Raw genomic sequence first — 20,493 nt, 5'->3', positions numbered from 1 at the left:
AAAATCATAAACTTAGGTAATATCAAATACTTAGAAGGCTTGATAGACCGTTTTTCTTAGCCAGCTTATGGTTGTCACTCACTATAAAACATGCTTAACTGTTTCAAAGTGTTAAGAATTATTGCGGATAACATAGCCAACAGAGCATTTTTTATACTTTTGACAATACTTATATCGATAGCATTTATCTTCATTATTTTAGATTGCTATCGAAAATTGACCGCGCTTTATCCTTAGCAGCGTTGACCCGTTTTGACAGGAAGTTAAAACGCGCTTCTGTCATATATCCAACCTGCTAGGATGACCCACTCTATATAAAGGAATATTACTGTGCGTTATCACTTATTTGCAAACCTGCCACTGGCTAGCCAATTATGTAGAACCAATATTCAGAAAAAACTGTTTTTTAGTAGCTCATTAACCACGGCCTTAGCCGCGATCGTTGCCTTGAGTACGATGAGCAGCAGCCATGCAAAGGTGCTTTTCACCGATACCAGTCTTTCTGTACTATATGGTAATGACTATGAGCTGGTAGAAGACGGAGAATTGACGACCATCACTCTGGAGCACGCATCTACCCACAGTTGGGGCGGCGTATTTTTCTTCGTCGATCGTCATCAAGGCGCAAATGATATTGAAAACAATAGATTTAAAGAAACGTATGGTGAGTTTGCGCCCAAGCTTAAGCTTACAACTTTCGATGATAGCTTTATCAAACAGCTCAATCTAGCGGGGCAATATGAGTTTGGCTCGAACAGCAAAGGCTTTAGCCAAGACAACTATATGATAGGACTAGGGGCAGATTTGAATGTTCCTATTTCAGGTATGAAGTATGCCTCTGCTTCCCTATATCATGTCTTCAATGATAATACTGATGATGACCAGCAAATCACCTTAACTTACGGTTGGGAGAAAAACAATTTTGTGGTCGATGGTTATGTAGACTACTCTTTTAACAACGATGACTTAAAAAACCAACTACATATCAATCCGCAAATAAAGTATAACTTACAACCACTATTAGGCATTGATAATCGCTTAGAGGTCGGTATGGAATATAGCTATTGGAAAAATAAGTATGGTAGTGATACAACTCAAAATGTGCCTAGCGCTCTAGTGAAGTTTCATTTTTAACCGTCTAATTGGTTTGACGAATAGTTCTAAAACAGCTTTCAACTCTTTCTTAATAAAATAAATAGTCCTCATGCAAAATTGACAGCTTGCATGAGGACTATTTGTTTTATATTTGATAAATTAACTCTTAGGATTCCACTGATTCTCAAGCTAGATAAGCAATAAGCATTCATATGTTTTATGAGGCTTTTACGACGTATAATTACTGGCTATTTATAGCCGCTAAATAATCATCTTTAACTGACTTTATCAATGGCTATGTTTCAAACTTATTCAGCATTTTTTTATTATAAAAGGGACAAAATATGGAATATAACCACATACCCAGACAATCATTGGGCTTCTTCCCCACTCCCTTGATAGCGCTCAGCAGATTGAGTAAAGCGCTTGATGGCCCTACTATTTTTATGAAACGAGATGACAACACGGGACTGGCATTGGGTGGCAATAAAACCCGTAAGCTTGAATTTATCATGGGTGATGCCCTTGCTCAAGGTGCTGATTGCGTGATTACGGCAGGTGCCGCACAATCAAACCATTGTCGCCAAACTGCTGCCGCAGCGGCAAGCTTGGGACTTGACTGCCATTTAGTATTGGGTGGAGAAGAACCCGAACAAACAAGTGGCAATCTTTTATTAGACAAAATTTTTGGATCACACATCCATTGGGCAGGCGCCAATCGTAAAGGAGAAGATATTCCTAAAATCGTTGAGCAATTAACAAAACAAGGCAAAAAACCATATATCATACCCTATGGCGGCTCCAATGAGCTGGGTGCTTTAGCGTTTGTAGAAGCTTTTAAAGAGTTAGAATCGCAACGTGAAAGCATGGACCTATCATTTACTCATATCGTTTTTGCTTCTAGCTCTGGGGCAACACAAGCCGGTTTGATGCTTGGCAAAAAAATACTCAACTCGCCCGCCCAAATCGTAGGTATCAATATCGATAAAGGCGAAACAGACAAAGTGCCTTTTGATCAACATACCCTCGCGCTTGCCAATAGCACGGCCTCCCTTATCGGTGCCGATCATCAGTTTTCAGAGACCGATTTAATACTTAACTCTGATTATGTAGGCGAAGGTTATGGCGTGGTTGGTACATTAGAAAATGAAGCCATTGCGATGACGGCCCAAACAGAAGGCATACTTTTAGATCCTGTCTATACAGGTCGTGCGATGGGCGGACTCATAGATATGATTCGTTCTGGCAAAATCAAGAAAACCGATCGTGTCTTATTTTGGCATACGGGCGGTGCACCAGCTTTATTTGCCTACTCAAGTGACTTAGATATGATGAAAATAAATGGATAAATAAATTTTGACGCATTAACTCAAGCTATAGGTATTAACCGCAATCTTATGAGCGTTGATTCAGCCGGCTCACACTAGCAATCAGCGCCACCATAACCACTCCCATAATGATGAGAATCCCAGACATCATGTGCGCTGCCTCGTAATTCAGCGCCTCTACTTGCTCATATATCGCAATCGAGACCACTTTAGTCTCATCGGATATACTACCCCCTATCATCAAAACCACGCCAAACTCACCAATAGTATGGGCAAAACTTATTAAGCTGCCGAGCACAATACCGACACGCGCTTGTGGCAGAGCGACTCTGAGAAACCGTTTGAAACGGCTTGGCTCCAATAAATGTGCCACTTCCATCACGCTTTGTGGAATACGTAAAAATTGGGCGTAGACAGGCTGAATATAAAAAGGCAAGGAGTAAATAATCGAACCAATGACAAGACCTTCAAAGGTAAATATTAAGGGGCTGATATTATGTTCGCTAAGCCATTTACCAATACCGACACTAGGGCTCAACAGTAATAAAAGATAAAAGCCGATGACGGTAGGCGGCAAAACCAATGGCATGGCAATGATGCCCATAAGCAAGACTTTAAGACGTGCCACAACTTGCCTACGACTGGGCTTAGCGAGCCAATAAGCCACAGGCGTTGCGAACAGTAATAGACAAATGGTAGTGACACCAGCAAGCTTAATACTGACCCAAAACGGACTAAGCATATCGGACATAAGAGACTGGTCTATCATAATGTCACTGCTCGTTGCCATTCGTTATGAGGATAAAAGATCTATTGTATCTAATATTAAAAGATTGAACAGACAAATATAATGCCAGCTCTTATAAATAGCACGTTGATAAACAAACAGTGTAGCGTTTATCAGTCACAGTATCAGTCTGCTTGTGTCCATATTATTTATTAAAACCTGACAAGATTAAAGTCTGTTGAAAAACAATCATAGCGTAAAATAAAAAAGCACCCTAATAGGTGCTTTTTTATTTTATTCACTAAGCTCATCGTATTAAATACTACCGTCAAAAATGATGGTTAAAAAATTTCTTTTAACACGCTAATATTAGAATTAATACGAGTCAAAAAAAGTGCAATCAACCTGCTTCACCACGAAGCTAACGATGACGCACTACGCTGAGTAATAAAGCCGTCTGGAGTCTGACCATTGTCTGCTTGCCAGCGCTGGAACGCCAACCGAGTATTGGTACCCACGATACCGTCAGCGCCTTTGGTGTCATAGCCTGAGTTGGTCAAACGCTGCTGTAAATTTCGTACTTGAGCTGTGGATAATGGACGCTCATAACGCGGCCATGATTTCTGTAACCCGCCTTGTCCAGCAAGCGCTTTACCCAACAAGCTGACACCTAGCGCATAGCTCGATGAGTTATTATAAACCTTGATCACATCAAAGTTTGGACTGAGTAGCAGCACTGGACCATCCTTGCCGGCTGGTAGCCACAGCTCCATTTCGGTATTGGCATCCAAATAAACATCAGCTATCGTATCAACGCCCATCGCCGCCCATCTCGCGGCAGGCTGCTTACTACCAACCATGGAGTAATCGAATGAGGCAGGAATAGTTGCTTCGTAAAATGGCGCTAGACCTCGAATCCAACCTGAGTTGCTCAAATAATTAGCGGTGGACGCCAGTGCATCGCCCGTTGCCCACGGATTACGGTGACCATTACCATCGCCATCCACTCCGTGCTTCAGCCAAGTATCAGGGATAAACTGCGTCTGTCCCATGCCGCCTGCCCAAGAACCATCGAGCTGCGACCAAGACACATCACCGCGCTGCAATAGCGTCGCTAATGACAACAACTGAGTTTCGGCAAATTCTTGGCGACGACCATCATAAGCCAGACTCGCAAGCGAGCTTGGTATGCTGCTATTACCCGTCACCACGCCGTATGACGACTCCATGCCCCAAATAGCAGCGATTATTTCTGCATTGACACCGTACTGCGATTCTAATTGCGACAAAAATGCCCGTTGCTCGGTAAACTTACGCTTACCAGTACTCACACGCCCATCAGATACGGCAGAATCGACATATTCCCATGGCATCTTAGAAAACTCTGGCTGTCCTGAGTCAAGTGAGATGACTTGCTGATTTAAATAAGCGGTATCAAGTAAACGACGCACCGTCGCTGCATCATGGCCTGATGAAATCGCCCGCATAGAAAAATCAGACTTCCAATCAGAGAAGCTGTTATAGCTTGGCTTTGCCACTGGCTGCGGCTTGATGACAGGCTTCGGTGCTGGCTTCACTTGAATGGTTTGAGTTTGGGTAATCTGAACGTTGCCTTGACGCACAGGTTTGCTAGGTTTTTGCATCGCCTGTTGGCTGGTACACCCAACCATCACTAACGCAGGAAACAGGGCAAGATATTGTTTTTTTAACATCATAAAATTCTCAAGTATGAATAAGTAAAGCGACTCAAATAAACCGATTTAGTTAAGGTGGCTTTATTCAAACACTCTGAAATTCAAGCGCTCTGAATAAAGCTACTAAACTTGCCAAATCAGTCACAACTTGGCATCACGTTTAACGCCCGAGTACCGCACGTGGGTCAATAGGATTGCCATTTAAGCGCACTTGGAACTCTAAGCCGACCTGATTGGTCTGGCCACTGTTACCCATGTTTGCAATGCGCTGACCGCGCTGTACAGCATCGCCTTCTTTGACCAGTAGCTGACTATTATGCGCATAAGCGGTGATGTAATTATCACTATGACGAATCATAATAAGATTGCCATACTCTGGCAGACCATCGCCCGAGTACAGTACCGTGCCAGATTGGCTAGCAAGTACGGGATCACCGACATTACCAGCAAACCACATACCCATCGTGCCCGCTGCCGCATCAAAGTTACGAGTCACTTGATTGCGACTTGGATATTCATAGCCTGACGTTGCGTTAGCCGTCACTTCGTATACAGGGCTTGGTGAGCTATTATTAGGCACGCTCGTTACAGGTGGTGTGTACGTTGGCTGTGTCGTTGTAGGCGCGTTATAACGATTGTTATCGGCTGGCGTACCTTGCCACAGCTTGAGCCATTGACCACTATAAATTGTATACTTGCTGTCTAAACCATTGAGCGAACCGATTTGACGGTAACTGAGACGATAGCGCTCAGCAATCTGGCTGACCGTATCGCCACGCTGTACACGATGGTAGTTAGGAACGCCTTGTGCATTGGTAATAATCTTAGGTCCCGCTTGGTTAGCTGATTGGTAAGTAGGCTTGGTTGCACAGCCCACCATCGTTAACGTTGCTGCTGTTAAAGTACCTATCAATGCCACTGTTGCAAAGCGCGATCCAGCAATAAGCTTCTTCATACAAGATTTCCTATTCTTTATGTTACTCACAAACTCCTTGTGTTACTCACAAGCATTTTGCTAACTTTTATACCGTTTAGTATTTGGCAAATACCATTATCAATCACTCGATAGTAAACCATTTTCTAAGGCGTGTCCTCATTTTGAAAATGGTGATAAAAATGAGATAAATGGCAGCCAAATAACAAAAATAGCGCAGATAATATCAGGATATTGACCAGCTGTTTGACGCATTTTGGCAGCGTAAATTTATAGCATTAACGCCGACAGCGTTTTAAGCGTGTCTGCTGGCGTATGATGCAGGCGCACTGGCGATAGACTAATATAACCCGCCGCTATCGCTTGATCATCCGTCATATCTGTTGCAGAGGATTGTAAATCTTCAGTTTCTAATGGCAACTCATGTGGGCGTTTACGTAGCGACAACCAATAAGCATCACGCCCACGTGGATCGACCACATGATGTACAGGACGCGCAATCTGACGGTGCCCTAACGCCGTTATTTTCCGACCTTTGATATCATCAGCACTATCCACATCAGGAATATTAACGTTTAATACATGATAGGGCAAATTTTTGCAAGCATCTAATATCGGTGTTTCTATCAATAATTTAACTATTTCAGCTGCCGCCATTTGATAATGACTGGTCTGCTCTTGCTTTTCTCCTTTGACGCCGCCGCCCACTAGGGAGGTCGCAATGGCAGGTATTCCAAAGAGCTGTGCGGTTAATGCAGCACCAAAGGTACCCGAAAATAAAACGTCTTGACCAAGATTGGCGCCAGAATTAATACCAGTAATCACACAATCAAAACGCGTATCAGGATACAACTCATGCAATGCCAAATGTACACAATCCGCGGGCGAACCATTTACCGCTATAAAACCAGAATCCAATTGATGAGTATATAATGGCATCGATAGGCTCAAAGCACTCGCGCAGCCACTTTGCTCACTATTTGGCGCAACCACTACCACCTCTGCAATAGCAGACAGGGCTTGATATAATGCCAATAACCCTGGTGCATAAACCCCATCATCATTACTAATTAAAAATTTCATTTTCACTCAATATACTCATTAATGACCGCCTGTCCACTTATGAACTTTAGCCGCATAAAATTGCTATAATCAGACCCGAAAATGGTGGTTAGATTGTGTGATTGTACTGTTGATGCTGACATCTACATTGACTTTTTCTGCATAAACAGTATTTATACACAGCATTTGGCAAGCGTCAAATGGTAGCTGAATTTACTATAAAAGTTAAAAAAGCCATACCGCTATCAAAGTAAAATGACACTGTGTTTATATCACAGCATGCATATGAAAAAATTGATAGAGCAAAACGCGGATGCCACCATAATTTTGGGCGATTATACCCTAATAATACGCTGACACGAACCCAGTCTTTGCGCATAATCCATCCAATTCATAATTTTATCTTTATGATATCTGCATCAATAACAGCAAAAAAACTTGGCGTGACGTTACAATAGGCAACACCTTACAACAATACAAACTTATATTTTTATGCTGACGTAACTTATGAGTCTATGCTGCTGATATGTTGCTCAAAAAGAGCTTTGGCTCACAAGATATCTACACATAAATCAATATTTTATGTGACTTTTGTTTTTTTACCCATTAACATATCACCATTAATTAAAGATAAGCGAGTGTAATACTGCATGAAAAATCAATCGATATTATCTATAGCTTCTGTGATAGCAAAGACGGCGTCCAAAATTAGTCTTGCAGGACTGGTAACCTCTGTTGCCATGCTGTCTCAAGCATCCTTTGCGGCGAATAATTCTGCTACGACCATACCTCTAGATATGTCTGGCATCAATGTTACCAAACATGAAATTGCGGTCATGCAAGTGCTATCAGAGATATGTCCACCGATGCTCAATGGCAAACAAAAACAGCGCTTTTATAAATCTTATAACGTGCAGCTTCACGAGTTGATGCCGTCTTTAGAAGATCCAAAAGCAGCGATTCAATATCTATCCACTCAGCAAGATTATCGCCAGATATTACAAGGCATTCGTAGCTGGACAATGGGCTTCTCTAAACAAGACAACAAAGCTCTATGCGAAGATTTGGCGAATGCTGAATACCAGTAGTGGATCATCATAACTAAGCTCAACAATTACAACATTATAATTGGCTTACTTATCAGACATCCTATCGTCTTCCCTACAATAGCTATGCCCCAGCATTGATTCTAAATTGATAAAGTCAGCTATAATTAATGACAATAAATCATGGCATTATCTGTCTTGGAACGCTGATTATGGGCTATTTAGCGACACCTTATAAGCTTGTTCATCAGGCTTATAAGTAACAAAAAAGCTTACGTTAATTCTGTTTATACCAACAGGATGACCGTAAGCTTTTTTATGACAGTCGAATTATTTCTATTCAAGGCACTATGGCAGTCCTAGTCTGAGCAAACGTTTACTTCTTACCACTCTTTCTTTTTAATCGGGTCTTTTTTTGCATTTATCGATTCCCCATCGGTTGGCATTTTGCTAAGATAAGGCGTTAATTTTATGTCTGTCGCTCAGCCATCACCACTCTTATTAATACATTGTTTTTAAACAGAATGTTTAAGACAGGCTACTTAAAATGATGCATAAGATTTAGTGCAAGGTACAAGCGGTAGATACATTTGGTTTCATGATGCGGTGTAACGATATATGACAGTAAAGCGTGTAAAAAATCAGCTGGTGCAGCTGGTAGTCGGTGTGAGTATCTCTATGAGTGCAGTGATGGCAAACGCAGCCATCCAGCCGCCTGAGATGGATAATACCGCCTATGTATTGATGGATTATAATACTGGTGAGATTTTGGCACAAAAGAACGCCAATGAGTCGCTACCGCCAGCGTCTTTGACAAAAATGATGACCAGTTACATCATTGAGCAGCGCTTAGCATCAGGCGACCTCAAAGAAGATGACCAAGTCATAATGAGTCCAAATGCTTGGTGTCGTGGTAGTAGCAGCCAGTCTTGCATGTATGTGCCGGTAAATAAATCTGCGAGTGTTATCGACATGCTACGCGGTATTATTATTCAATCAGGTAACGATGCCTCAAAAGCTATGGCTGAGCATATCGCTGGTAGCGAAGCCTCATTTGCTATCTTGATGAATGAGCAAGCAGAAAAACTTGGTATGAAAAATACCCATTTCGTCAACTCTACTGGTATGCCTGACGAAGGGCATGAGGCATCAGCACTAGATTTGGCCAAATTGTCACGTGCTATTATCAAGAATAGCGGTGACTATTATGGTATTTATGCAGAAAAAGAGTTCACCTATAACGGTATTACTCAAGGTAACCGTAATGCTCTACTTGCAACCGACCCAACCGTCGATGGTTTAAAAACTGGCCACACTGATGCTGCAGGCTATTGCTTAGCGGCTTCAAGCAATCGTGATGGCATGCGCTTGATTTCTGTGATTATGGGAACAGAGAGCCAGCAAGCACGTGCCGATCAATCACGTGAGCTGCTCAACTGGGGCTTTGGCCACTTCACTACTGTCACCAAAGCACCTGCCGGACAATTCGTCAGCAAAGTTCCAGTCTGGTTCGGTGAAGCTGATGAAGTCGAGCTAGTCACTGCGGATAATTTGCAAATTCTAACCAGCAAAACGCAAAAAAACAAAATCACGACTGTGGTAGATATTCCTGAAAGCTTAGAAGCACCCATCAAAAAAGGTCAAGAAATTGGCAAAATGATGGCCGTTATTGATGGTAAAGCGGTGGCTTCAGTGCCTATTATAGCGACCAGTGATATCGAGCAATCAGGCTTTATGAGCCGCACTTGGCAGCGTGTCGTACGTTGGGCACAAAATCTGTTTTAGAGAATATTAGTAGAAGCTATTTCTCAAGAACATTACTGACAAAAAAGACGCCTCAAAACGGGGCGTCTTTTTTATGTCTTCATTCACCGCACAGATTTTATTATTGCTATTAAGTAGTGTCATCATAAAACTGTGATAAACACTGATTTGCTAGAATTAGCAGGTTTGCCCTCGTTCATCATATTTTTCAGATTAAAAGCAAGCACTCTTGTCGAAAATACGATGTTCGAAACTATTTACAGTAAATGAGTAAATGAAAGGCAATCGAGTACATTAAACGAGGTTAGTACAGTAAGCGTGGCAAATCCTTTAGTCCTCTTACGTCCATACCAACCAGCGCTTAAGCAAGTCGCTTAATGCTTTATCTTTATAAGTGGCGCTATAACAGTAATCGACACCAGCTGCTTTTAAACCATGCTCAAAGCTATCTAACTGCTTCGCTCGATGTGGTGGATACCAATATACCAATAAAGCCCGATGTTCACTTTCAAATTGACGAATACGCTTGGCTAACGACTCAGCTTTACTTGGAAAAATATCTTCCGCAAACATCACCATATTCACCTGTCTTATACTCATCTCCTCTATAACCAGTGCTTCATGCTGACGATAAATGACAGTCGCGCCTAAACGCTCTAGCTCCTTCGCTAAAAACCCAACTTCATGATAATAATAGTAAATAATAGTCAATCCAGCCAATAAATGCTGCTGCCGAGACTGCTGTTTATTGGTCATCGATATGGTCAGCATGAATTGGGTGCCTGACCCTAACGTGCTATCTACTTCTATAGTAGCGCCCATCAGCTGAGCCATTTGCTTGACGACTGGCAAACCAACACCTGAGCCTTCATATTGACGAGTTTGTGATGAATCCACTTGGAAAAACGGATTAAAAATATCATCGATATGAGTGCTATCGATACCAATACCTGTATCTTTCACACTGATTTGCCAGCGATTGCTTTTATCAAAATGAGTCAATTGCGACGTAATAGTCACCTGCCCCGCTGGAGTAAACTTAATCGCATTGCTCAATAATATCGATAATATTTGTTTTATTTTTTCCGCATCCCCTTCCAGACCATAGTCTATATGATGAATACGGCTAATCAACTCTAGCCTTTTTTGCCGAGCAATAGGCTCATATTCTGCCAACAGATCGGCGATTAACTGCAGTGGATTGAACGCAATACAATTAATACTCATCTGACCTTTTTGTATTTGATTCAATTGAATAATATGATCAAGCGACGACACCAATTTATCACTACCGTCACTGATAATTTCAACCGCATCTTTTTGTTCTCTATTGAGGGTATCGTAATCTAACAGCTGTAAACCGCCTACGATAGCATTTAGCGAAGTTTTCAACTCATGGGTGATCATGCTTTGAAAGTTATGCAGCTGCACATCGAGGGATACGTCTTTGTTGTGTAATTGCTGCTCAAAAATAGCAAGCGCCTCATAATCTTGTTGGACTTTCTGTAAACGATCAAACAATACAGCCAAAGTTTGCTTGATTTGCACCAGTTCCTGAAATTCAAAAAGCTGTGGAATCACTGGTAACTGCTCAAGCTCTGGGTTTTTCACAACGATGTGACAGACTTCTTTCAAAGCTTCAATATCTCTGATTGGCCATTTGAGTTTGCGCAGAATGTACAATACCCAAAGTACCGTCAATATCGTGGTGATAAGCCATAGCAATATATTGCTTCGAAACCAATGTGAACGCAGGGTGTTCACATCTAAAGTGAGATTAATATATCCAACTAACGCGCTATTTTTATTGGCCTCAGCAGACGCTGATGATTCTTGCTCACCATTTGATAAAGTCGTGGACGATTGCTGACTGCTGTTTAACGTATCTAGCGCGCTATCATCACCGATATCGTCACTGGTAACGGGATAATTGAAGCTGACAGTATCTGCAAATAAGGCATTCTTCCAATCATCTCTGGATTGATTAACTTCATCAATAGGTTTGGGTGTTGAATAAAATAAAATACTTCTAATGCTGGGTTCACTTTCTAACAAGAATCTCACTTGCTCAGCCACGATATCAGCACCATCGGCTGTCGATGCGCTGGTGGTCAACATGGTAGCCAATTGCTGGATATGCTGACGCTTCTCTTTATAGTGGTATAACAAACCATAAACGATAGACATCAAGAAGCCTGCCAACACAGCCAAAATAATGGCTTGTACGACAGAACGCCAAATAAGCGTAGAGATGGTTTGAGAGGGACGGTTGTTCATATTACTTAACTGAGTTAAGAAAACTTTTGATTATAGTACAGGTATTTTGTAGGAGTAGTGAGGGAAATATCACATGTTAATAAAACTTAACAACGTATTAATATATCATGATGACCGATATAATCATCATGATATAGCACATTACAGAGAAGCATGAACAATAGAATAAAATAGTGTTTATTTACTACAACAATATAAAGACCGTCATCATTTGGCTAAATTAACGCTTTTTATCTTTATTGGTGAATTTCTGCTTATCTTTGGTAGTAAATTTCTGTGCCCGATTACGCTCGCGTTGGCGCAATTGTTGCGTCTTCGCTTTGGTTGGCGTATCGCTCTTGTTGGCATATGGGTTGTCATTTTGTTTAAGGACAACGTTGAGTGGCGTGCCTTCGAGCTTAAATACTTGGCGGAATTGGTTTTCAAGATAGCGCTGATAGCTCTTAGGTAGCGCACTGGTTTGGTTACCATGAATGACAATGACAGGCGGATTGTGACCACCGATGTGAGCAAAGCGTAGTTTAATACGGCGACCAGCAACCGTTGGTGGTGGATTGGCTGTCACCGCATCTTGCAGAATCTGAGTCAAACGATTGGTTGACACTTCAAACATCGAAGATTTATAAGCACGCAAGATAGACGGGTATAGATTACCCACACCCGTACCATGTAGTGCTGAGATTAGATGCACTTTTACATAAGGGATAAAGTTAAAGCGGCGATCCATCTCAATCTTGATATAATTTTTCTGATCAGCAGTCAGACCATCCCACTTATTAATCGCAACAACTAAAGCACGACCCGCATCAAGCGCATAGCCAATCATATGCAAGTCTTGATCAACGATACCTTCATGGGCATCAATAACAATAACGGTTACGTTAGAATCTTCGATTGCTTGTAGGGTTTTAATGACCGAGAATTTTTCTACTTTTTCATCAATTCTACCGCGGCGGCGTACACCAGCAGTATCGATTAAGACGTAGTCCTTACCTTCGCGTGTATAAGGAATATAAATACTGTCACGTGTGGTACCGGGCATATCAAAAACCACTACTCGGTCTTCACCCAATAGACGATTGACTAGCGTCGATTTACCAACGTTTGGACGACCTATGATCGCTAACTTCAAACCTTTTGGCTCTACAACATTCTCTTGCTCAGGCATATCAGCCGTCAATATTTCAAGCAAATTACCGACACCGCGACCATGACTTGCCGCCATCGGATATGGCTCACCCAATCCTAATGCATAAAACTCGGCAGGTGCAGCGTCGTGAGCACCATCGACTTTATTGGCAACCACATAGACTGGTTTGCCAAGTGTGTGCAAAAACTTACCAATCTCAGCATCTGCGCCGATCATACCAGCACGAGCATCCACCACAAATACGATGATGTCCGCTTCATGAATCGCTGTATGCGATTGCTCAGACATATAATCATCAATGTTGCCGCTACCGTCATCCGCCTCACCAATACCGCCAGTGTCTACAACGATAAAAGATTTGTCTTCATAGGTCGCATCACCGTACTGACGGTCACGAGTCAGTCCTGACAAATCAGCAACCAATGCCTGCCGACTTTTTGTGAACTGATTAAATAAGGTGGATTTACCGACGTTTGGACGACCAATTAAGGCGACCACAGGCTTGATACTCATGGGTTACTCTCAGTGAAAGGCACAATGGCGGGCAGTACAGTTATTCTTATAACCAGTGATATAACAGTAGTCGTGAATAAGCTGCTCTTGACCGCAAATTAAAATGAATGATAGAACAATAGCAAAAATAATAGTCAGCTATTTTACAATTAGCAAGTGGTACATAGGATGACTAAATGATAAATAAATAATATATATGGATAACACCTACGGCGCATCGGTCGCATAGAGTACGCGAAAGCCTGTATTTAAACAAGCAATTTACACAAGGCACTAAACGCTGACGAAGCAGCGTTTGTGTTCTCTAAAATTGCAATCAACCAGTTGGCTTAACGATAATATCAAACATACTATCTAAGTAAGCATTAACCGATAAAAAGCTTAGCGGGCTAATTGCCAAATAGCAACCTGTCCTGATGTGCTCTGTGTCATTAAACGGCTGCCTTGTACTTGCAAGCTACTCAAAGCACCCTTAGTTTGTACACGGCTAACGATTTTACCGCTAGCTGGATCGAATAAGTGTACCATGCCGTCAAAATCACCCACGGCAATATAATTGCCAATCATTACAGGATTGGTTAAATGACGATAAGCCAGCTCTTCACTTTCCCAAAGAACCTCACCATTACTGCGATTATAGGCAACCACTTTGCCCTCTAAGCTGGTACCAATCACTTGCTGGTTATTTACAGCAAGTGACTTTAAGCTGGCAAGCTCGTTGACAAACATGACTTGACGCGAAGCCAAATCAATACCTAGTAACTGACCGCTATAACTGATGGCAAATAGCTGGTTTTTATCGACGATCGGCGTACCATCGACATCACTCATGCGCTCAACTTCACTACTACCAGTGCCAACACCAACACGTCTTGACCACTGCGGTAAACCACTATCAGTCGTCACCGCATGTAAACGACCATCAGCAGTCGCTAATAACGCCGTTTTGCTATCTAATAACGTTGGCGCCGCACTACCGCGTACACTGATGGCTGGAACTTGTGTGGCAAACTGCCAGACAGACTGACCTGTCTGTAGTGACAAGCCATGTAAAAAGCCATCGTTCGCTGATAGAATGACACGGTTATTGGTAATTAAAGCGGGTGTCAATACTGATCCTGATAACTGCTTCTGCCAGCGTTTTGCGCCAGTCACACTATCAAATGCCATCACTTGACCACCGCGTGTGCTAATAATCGCTGTTTGGCTTAAAGCATCTAAAGCAACGCCGCCCGTGATTTGATCGCCAACGTTGATCGACCATAAACGTTCGCCTGCACTGTTAAAGCCGGTCAAGTCCCCACCGCGCGATGCAGTGACGATTTGTCCATTGACATAACCTACTTGCAAGTCTAATGGATCTTTCTTACTGGCTTTTTTATTGCCAATATCTGTGCTAAAAACCGGTTGCAACACACTGATAGGCTCAGCAATCTGTACCAGCTTGACTGGATCATTGACGACGGGTTTAATACCGCGATTACACCCAATCACCGCAGTGCTCATCACTGCCAATACTGCCACATGCATCACCGTCGATTTGATGGTTTTAGCTTTTGATATCTTGCTAGAGCGAATAGATTGAGTCATTATGAGTTCTCACTACAAATAAATTATTATTAATTAGTAAATTGGTTATCAGTAAGTATAAGATCGGCGATTAGTACTCACCAAGCACATTCAATGAGTGCTGGTGGTTCATGCGACGCGATTGTTTTACTGTACCACTTAGCTTGTAGAACGGTTATAGATACGCGCTATTGACTAGCAATTATCAGGCATTAGGTAGAACGCAAACGCTATTATTGGTTAACAGCGCTTGTCACTGTACAATTATTGCGCAACCTCGGCAGCAGCATTTTCTTCCACCAAGGGCTGTGCAGGATTACTTGACTCTTGAATCAGACTGACTGGTTCGTCGATAGGCTCAGGTACGATGCCCAGACTCTCCATCTTTAATGCCAATACTGCACGCGTCTCTTGACGGTTGCGTAACAACTCCCAAGCATTATTATAAGACTTGATCGCTGAGTCTTTATTATCTTGTGCCAAATAAATATCCCCTAACAACTCTTGTTGGCTGGCTTCAAATGAGCTTGGCATATCATTGTTGGCTTCTGCTAATGCAGCATCCGTATCGCCCGCCGCCAGTAACGTTGTCGCATAGCGCAAACGAGTAATTGCCTGTAAACCTGCATCACCTAAGTCAATAGCCAATGCTTTTTTGAAGGTTTCACTTGCCTCGGTAAATTCATTATTATCTACTTGCTGACGCGCTTTAATCATCAGTGCCTGCCAAGCGTAAACCGACTCACCATGCTTACTGACTAGCGCATCAATATCTTTGTTTAGCTGGGTGCGACTTTGGGCAAGTGCTGCCTGTGCTTCTGCTTCCAAATCAGGGTTTTGTGAGGCCAAACTGACTTCTTCATTCAACCGCTGAATGTCTGCATAATGATCTGCTGCAACGGTGTCTACGCGCGCATGGTTGTCCTGCCAATATGTCCAACCAAAATAAGCGGCCAGTGCCAACAAAATCGCAGTGACAATATAGCTGCCATACTGCTTTAGCGCTTGCATTGAATTGTCTGCATTCGGCGAATTGGGTGTCAGAGCCATATGTGTTTACCTGATAAAAGTGTTATGAAATTGCTAATGCTAAAACCGCAATCGATTACTGACGGATAAAATTTTCTTTGCTCGACAGCCAATCTGTCGCAACCGTCTGTTGTTCGCCCGTCTGCATGTCTTTAACGCTGAGGGTATTATCATCCAGCTCTTGCTGCGCAATAATAACGGTCAATGCAGCACCTGACTTATCGGCTTTCTTCATTTGCGCTTTTAGGCTCGTCGCACTCGCCATTTTCACCCGAATGTCTGGGCGACTATAGCGTAGACGTTGAGCATAGCCAATACCAGCACTATAAACCTCTGGATGGGCAACCACAAAGACATCACAAGCGGGAACATCAGCAATTGGCGCAACCGCTTCCATTAACAGTAATAAACGCTCAAGCCCCATGGCAAATCCAACAGCAGGCTCAGATTTTACTGGCTTATTGCCATCAGTACCGATGGATTTTAGTTGCCCAATCAAACCATCATAACGGCCGCCTGCACAAACAGTCGCTTGGCTACCAAGCTTGTCGGTCACCCACTCAAAAACCGTTTTGTTATAATAATCAAGACCGCGTACTAAGTGTGGATTGATCTCAAAATTAATACCCAGCTCTGTTAAATAGGCTTGTACTTGCTCAAAATGCGCCACGCTTTCTTCACCTAAAAAGTCAGCAAGCTTCGGCGCGTCTACCAATAGAGCTTGGGTGCTTGCTTCTTTGCTATCTAAAATACGTAGCGGATTGGTGGTCAAGCGGCGCTTGCTGTCTTCATCCAGCTGATCTTTTTCATCGGTTAAATAAGCAACCAATGCTTCGCGATAAGCATAACGCTCATCAATTTCGCCCAGACTGTTTAGCTCTAAACGCATCTCATCTTTTAGACCCAGCTCTTGCCACATCAAATGAGTCATGGCGATCAGCTCAGCGTCAGCATCTGGTAAGGCACTACCAAAGCTTTCAACACCTATTTGATGAAATTGACGATAACGACCTTTTTGTGGACGCTCATAGCGAAACATTGGACCGATATACCATAACTTTGGCGTATCACCGCGCAGCAAGTTATGCTCAATCACAGCACGTACTGCACCTGCTGTACCTTCAGGGCGTAGAGCCAACGGCGTTGGTGGCTCAGACTTATCGGTAAAGCTATACATCTCTTTTTCGACAATATCAGTCGCGCCACCAATAGCACGCGCAAACAAATCGGTTTGCTCAACGATTGGTAAGCGAATATGCTCAAAGCCGTATCTGCCCAGTACTTCAGCCAATATCGCTTCTAAATGCAGCCATTTTGCGGACTGATCAGGCAAAATATCATTAAACCCTTTGATAGCTTTAATCATGGTACGGTCGTATCCTTAAAAATTTTAACAAGTGTCTCTTTTATTTTTTGCTCATAATAGTGTTTTATTTTACGCGGATAATCTCATTCTCGCGTTTTTTAGCCAAATCTTCGGCATGTGCGCGTACCATACCTTCTATTTCATCGACCAAATTGTCGGTATCGATAAGATGGCTTTTTTCACCCATACGATATACCAAGGATCTTGGTGCGGCACCAACAATGCCAATATCGGCCTCTTTCGCTTCACCAGGACCATTTACTTTACAGCCGATCACAGACAGATTCATCGGTTCACGAATGTCTTCTAAGCGCGACTCTAAAGCCGTCATAACTCGAATCACATCAAACTCTTGGCGCGAGCAGCTTGGGCACGCAATAAAGTTGACACCATTAGAACGTATATTGAGCGATTTTAAAATATCAAAGCCGATTTTAATTTCTTCTTCAGGCTCTGCCGCCAGTGAGATACGAATGGTATCACCGATGCCATCTAATAATAAACCGCCAAGTGCAATCGCGGATTTAACTGCGCCCGTACGATAAACGCCTGCCTCGGTGACGCCTAAATGCAGCGGATTATCAATTTGGGCAGAAATCAGGCGATACGCATCCAAGGTCAAAAACACATTACTGGCTTTGACTGATACTTTATATTGATCAAAATTTAGACGCTCTAATATATCAATATGGCGCATGGCTGATTCAAGCATCGCCTCGCCAGTTGGCTCGGTATATTTGCGCTGAATGTCTTTTTCGAGCGAGCCTGCATTGACACCGATACGAATAGGGATGTTGTAATATTTGGCACAGGCGACCACTTCACGTACTTTGGCATCGCTACCGATGTTACCTGGATTAATACGCAGACAGTCAGCCCCTGCTTCAGCAACTGCTAACGCAATTTTGTGGTCGAAATGCACATCTGCAATCAAAGGCACACTGACCAGCTTACGAATTTCGCCAAAAGCTTTGACCGTATCCATCGTTGGTGTCGACACCCGCATCAAATCCGCACCAGCTTCAACGCAGCGTTCGATTTGGGCGACAGTTGCTGCCACATCGCAAGTATCTGTATTGGTCATACTCTGCACACTAATCGGCGCATCACCACCAATCGCGACATCACCGACATATATTTTTTTGGTAAGGCGACGGTTAATAGGCGCTGACGTTGACATAGACAAACCCTTCAGTTAGAGCGAAAAAACGCAGAAAAAACACACTTATAATAGCTTGCAGATAGCAACTTTTAAAAATAAATCTTGTACAGCAGTCGATAAGACTAGCATTCAAAATTATCCGCTTAAAAAGTTAAGGCGCTAACTCAAAATTGGCTTGCTTATCCGTTGCATAAGTATTTAGCGCAACCGCTTCTTGGTTAAGCATTATGCTGACATTATCAACATTATCAATTTGTACATTAAACGGCGGCGTACCTGACAGTTTATAATCCCCAGATGTCTGCGAGCCACTCATTAGACTACTACCAGAAGCATCAGTAATACTCACGACGGCGGTATCCGTCAGTTTGACATCTAAAGACGCTGGACTTGCATCGCCGCCCAAGTTTAGAGCAGAGCCAGAGGCACCAACGCCCATCTCATCAGTATTGATTGCCGCACCTTGCGCTTGCTCTATCGCTGAGACGTCTTCGACCGTCGATACTGGCTGCTCGGTATTCTCTTTACTTGCATTACTCACCATGCGAAATAAGAAAATCGCTAAAATAATGACACCAATAACGGCGATGATCAGTAGTGGGTTAAAACGAATTCGATTGTGCGTATCACGTTGCAACGTGCCCATTGGACGCAGTGGCGTATCCGTGTTATTCACTGACTTTGCTTTCAGCTCCGTAGGATAAGCGGCATCAAAGCTGGTCGCTATTTTTACAGGATCCAAACCCAAAAACTTAGCATAATTGATGGCAAACCCACGGGCAAAAGCAGCTTGCGGCATCTCCGAAAAATTTTCATTTTCAAGCGCTTGCAAATGACGCTTTAAAATAAATAACTCGGCAGCTACCTCGTCTAAGCTGATTTGCTTATTTTTACGGGCTTGCTGCAACACGGCACCAAATGATCCCTGAGCGTTAGATTGAGTGTTTAATGATGGGGTGGTCATTTCCATGGTGCCTCTGGATTGTTAAGCCAAGTCTTAAGTTGTTTTGCTTCATCACTTAAAGGATAAGCAGATAAAAGCTGCTGTGCCAATTGCTGGCGCGTCGTTATGTTATTTTGTGCCGCGGCCAATTTGATACCTTGTAATAGCAAGCGCGGGCTAATGCCCTGCCCTTGCACCAGTATCAAGGTTTCATCATAAAGCCTTTGAGCCTGTGGAACACGTTGCTGCTCAAGCAATAAATCGACCAACTCGATATGGGCAATAATACTATTACGATTGCCATCAAGTGCCCGTAAAAATGCTTTAGCAGCCGCACTGCGATCCCCTAGCTGTAAGTAAGTGCGCCCTAGGTTCTCTAGCGCACCAATACGACCTTCGTAACCTAATGCTGAACCCGCAATCTCAAACTGCTCTGCCGCCTCACGATAGCGCTTCATTTGTGACAAATAAACGCCATAGTTATTGTGGGCTTGCTCAAAATCTTTATCAAGCGCGATCGCTTTTTTAAAATACTGATCGGCTTTTTCGAGATTGAGTCGACTGCCCTCTTGCTGCAGCAAAACGCCCATCATATCATAGGCTGGCGCGTAACGGCTATCGGCAGCAAAGGCTTTTTCGAGTTGGCGCTGAGCGGTATCAAGCTCATTTTTGCGGATATATTGCGCGGCCAGTGAAGTGCGCACGCGAGCAATTTCTTGTTGATCTAAGTTACGATTGTCATTGGGTCGCGTAGACGTTTGATAAGCCGCAATGTTTGTCAAATCATTGGTCGGCGTGCTTTGACAACCAGTGAGCAGCAGCCCTACCAATGCC

At 43.0% G+C, this 20,493-nt stretch carries 16 protein-coding genes; 4 read left to right on the top strand and 12 right to left on the bottom strand.

Features of this window, described 5'->3' with window-relative positions:
* Positions 1-330: 330 nt before the first annotated feature.
* Both B2575_RS00765 and B2575_RS00760 read left to right on the top strand, forming a co-directional pair.
* Positions 331-1,134, top strand: a complete 804-nt coding sequence (locus B2575_RS00765) for a DUF5020 family protein (protein WP_227675931.1) — start codon at positions 331-333, stop codon at positions 1,132-1,134.
* Between the two features lie 305 nt (positions 1,135-1,439).
* Positions 1,440-2,444, top strand: coding sequence for a D-cysteine desulfhydrase family protein (locus B2575_RS00760; protein ID WP_296239765.1), 1,005 nt, complete (start codon positions 1,440-1,442; stop codon positions 2,442-2,444).
* Positions 2,445-2,490: 46 nt separating this feature from the next.
* On the opposite strand, the gene modB is transcribed toward B2575_RS00760, so the two are convergent.
* The 4 genes from modB to surE form a co-directional block, all read right to left on the bottom strand.
* Positions 2,491-3,192, bottom strand: a complete 702-nt coding sequence (gene modB, locus B2575_RS00755; protein ID WP_250163882.1) for a molybdate ABC transporter permease subunit — start codon at positions 3,190-3,192, stop codon at positions 2,491-2,493.
* Between the two features lie 368 nt (positions 3,193-3,560).
* The gene (locus tag B2575_RS00750) at positions 3,561-4,865 is read right to left on the bottom strand and encodes a lytic murein transglycosylase (protein WP_296239760.1); all 1,305 of its coding nucleotides are present in this window, start codon (positions 4,863-4,865) and stop codon (positions 3,561-3,563) included.
* 139 nt (positions 4,866-5,004) lie between these two features.
* Positions 5,005-5,799, bottom strand: coding sequence for a M23 family metallopeptidase (locus B2575_RS00745; protein ID WP_201603485.1), 795 nt, complete (start codon positions 5,797-5,799; stop codon positions 5,005-5,007).
* Positions 5,800-6,048: 249 nt separating this feature from the next.
* Positions 6,049-6,861, bottom strand: a complete 813-nt coding sequence (surE, locus tag B2575_RS00740; protein ID WP_238049758.1) for a 5'/3'-nucleotidase SurE — start codon at positions 6,859-6,861, stop codon at positions 6,049-6,051.
* Between the two features lie 629 nt (positions 6,862-7,490).
* Between surE and B2575_RS00735 the strand changes: the two genes are divergently transcribed.
* Both B2575_RS00735 and B2575_RS00730 read left to right on the top strand, forming a co-directional pair.
* Complete coding sequence (locus tag B2575_RS00735; RefSeq protein ID WP_045444876.1) at positions 7,491-7,928, top strand: MCR_0457 family protein; 438 nt, start codon at positions 7,491-7,493, stop codon at positions 7,926-7,928.
* A gap of 576 nt (positions 7,929-8,504) precedes the next feature.
* The gene (locus B2575_RS00730; protein ID WP_045444873.1) at positions 8,505-9,671 is read left to right on the top strand and encodes a D-alanyl-D-alanine carboxypeptidase family protein; all 1,167 of its coding nucleotides are present in this window, start codon (positions 8,505-8,507) and stop codon (positions 9,669-9,671) included.
* 318 nt (positions 9,672-9,989) lie between these two features.
* Here B2575_RS00730 and B2575_RS00725 read toward each other — a convergent pair whose 3' ends face one another.
* The 8 genes from B2575_RS00725 to pilW all read right to left on the bottom strand — a co-directional run bounded on the left by B2575_RS00725 (position 9,990) and on the right by pilW (position 20,489).
* Positions 9,990-11,927, bottom strand: coding sequence for a sensor histidine kinase (locus tag B2575_RS00725; RefSeq protein WP_296239752.1), 1,938 nt, complete (start codon positions 11,925-11,927; stop codon positions 9,990-9,992).
* Positions 11,928-12,147: 220 nt separating this feature from the next.
* Entirely contained in the window at positions 12,148-13,590 is a 1,443-nt protein-coding gene (gene der, locus B2575_RS00720; RefSeq protein ID WP_055124475.1) for a ribosome biogenesis GTPase Der, read from the bottom strand.
* Positions 13,591-13,971: 381 nt separating this feature from the next.
* A complete protein-coding gene (gene bamB / locus B2575_RS00715; protein WP_045451756.1) occupies positions 13,972-15,180 on the bottom strand; it encodes an outer membrane protein assembly factor BamB in 1,209 nt (402 codons plus the stop codon).
* A 243-nt stretch (positions 15,181-15,423) separates the two neighbouring features.
* Positions 15,424-16,209 (bottom strand): YfgM family protein, encoded by a 786-nt coding sequence (locus tag B2575_RS00710; protein ID WP_201559924.1) that lies wholly within the window; start codon positions 16,207-16,209, stop codon positions 15,424-15,426.
* A gap of 55 nt (positions 16,210-16,264) precedes the next feature.
* Positions 16,265-17,554: a histidine--tRNA ligase gene (gene hisS / locus B2575_RS00705; RefSeq protein WP_296239745.1), complete on the bottom strand. Its 1,290-nt coding sequence runs from the start codon at positions 17,552-17,554 to the stop codon at positions 16,265-16,267.
* 64 nt (positions 17,555-17,618) lie between these two features.
* Positions 17,619-18,734 carry a flavodoxin-dependent (E)-4-hydroxy-3-methylbut-2-enyl-diphosphate synthase gene (gene ispG, locus B2575_RS00700; protein WP_055124478.1) on the bottom strand — a complete coding sequence of 372 codons (1,116 nt, stop codon included), beginning with the start codon at positions 18,732-18,734 and terminating at the stop codon, positions 17,619-17,621.
* Positions 18,735-18,867: 133 nt separating this feature from the next.
* Positions 18,868-19,680 (bottom strand): helix-turn-helix domain-containing protein, encoded by an 813-nt coding sequence (locus tag B2575_RS00695; RefSeq protein WP_109591647.1) that lies wholly within the window; start codon positions 19,678-19,680, stop codon positions 18,868-18,870.
* Positions 19,677-20,489 carry a type IV pilus biogenesis/stability protein PilW gene (gene pilW, locus B2575_RS00690; protein WP_414707405.1) on the bottom strand — a complete coding sequence of 271 codons (813 nt, stop codon included), beginning with the start codon at positions 20,487-20,489 and terminating at the stop codon, positions 19,677-19,679. Before pilW ends, B2575_RS00695 begins: the two co-directional genes overlap by 4 nt.
* Positions 20,490-20,493 lie beyond the last annotated feature (4 nt).

Origin of the sequence: Psychrobacter sp. UBA6739, assembly GCF_002453835.1 — a bacterium.
Lineage (GTDB): Bacteria > Pseudomonadota > Gammaproteobacteria > Pseudomonadales > Moraxellaceae > Psychrobacter > Psychrobacter immobilis_A.
The sequence above is the reverse complement of the archived record's forward strand: the minus strand, read 5'-3'. Positions and strand labels throughout refer to the sequence as shown.

Excerpts from the sequence above, each read along its gene's own strand:
- B2575_RS00735 (WP_045444876.1), top strand. The coding sequence starts at position 7,491 with ATGAAAAATCAATCGATATTATCTATAGCTTCTGTGATAGCAAAGACG.
- der (WP_055124475.1), bottom strand. The coding sequence starts at position 13,590 with ATGAGTATCAAGCCTGTGGTCGCCTTAATTGGTCGTCCAAACGTCGGT.
- B2575_RS00730 (WP_045444873.1), top strand. The coding sequence starts at position 8,505 with ATGACAGTAAAGCGTGTAAAAAATCAGCTGGTGCAGCTGGTAGTCGGT.
- B2575_RS00750 (WP_296239760.1), bottom strand. The coding sequence starts at position 4,865 with ATGATGTTAAAAAAACAATATCTTGCCCTGTTTCCTGCGTTAGTGATG.
- B2575_RS00695 (WP_109591647.1), bottom strand. The coding sequence starts at position 19,680 with ATGACCACCCCATCATTAAACACTCAATCTAACGCTCAGGGATCATTT.
- bamB (WP_045451756.1), bottom strand. The coding sequence starts at position 15,180 with ATGACTCAATCTATTCGCTCTAGCAAGATATCAAAAGCTAAAACCATC.
- surE (WP_238049758.1), bottom strand. The coding sequence starts at position 6,861 with ATGAAATTTTTAATTAGTAATGATGATGGGGTTTATGCACCAGGGTTA.
- B2575_RS00760 (WP_296239765.1), top strand. The coding sequence starts at position 1,440 with ATGGAATATAACCACATACCCAGACAATCATTGGGCTTCTTCCCCACT.
- B2575_RS00725 (WP_296239752.1), bottom strand. The coding sequence starts at position 11,927 with ATGAACAACCGTCCCTCTCAAACCATCTCTACGCTTATTTGGCGTTCT.
- B2575_RS00745 (WP_201603485.1), bottom strand. The coding sequence starts at position 5,799 with ATGAAGAAGCTTATTGCTGGATCGCGCTTTGCAACAGTGGCATTGATA.
- modB (WP_250163882.1), bottom strand. The coding sequence starts at position 3,192 with ATGATAGACCAGTCTCTTATGTCCGATATGCTTAGTCCGTTTTGGGTC.
- ispG (WP_055124478.1), bottom strand. The coding sequence starts at position 18,734 with ATGTCAACGTCAGCGCCTATTAACCGTCGCCTTACCAAAAAAATATAT.
- hisS (WP_296239745.1), bottom strand. The coding sequence starts at position 17,554 with ATGATTAAAGCTATCAAAGGGTTTAATGATATTTTGCCTGATCAGTCC.
- B2575_RS00710 (WP_201559924.1), bottom strand. The coding sequence starts at position 16,209 with ATGGCTCTGACACCCAATTCGCCGAATGCAGACAATTCAATGCAAGCG.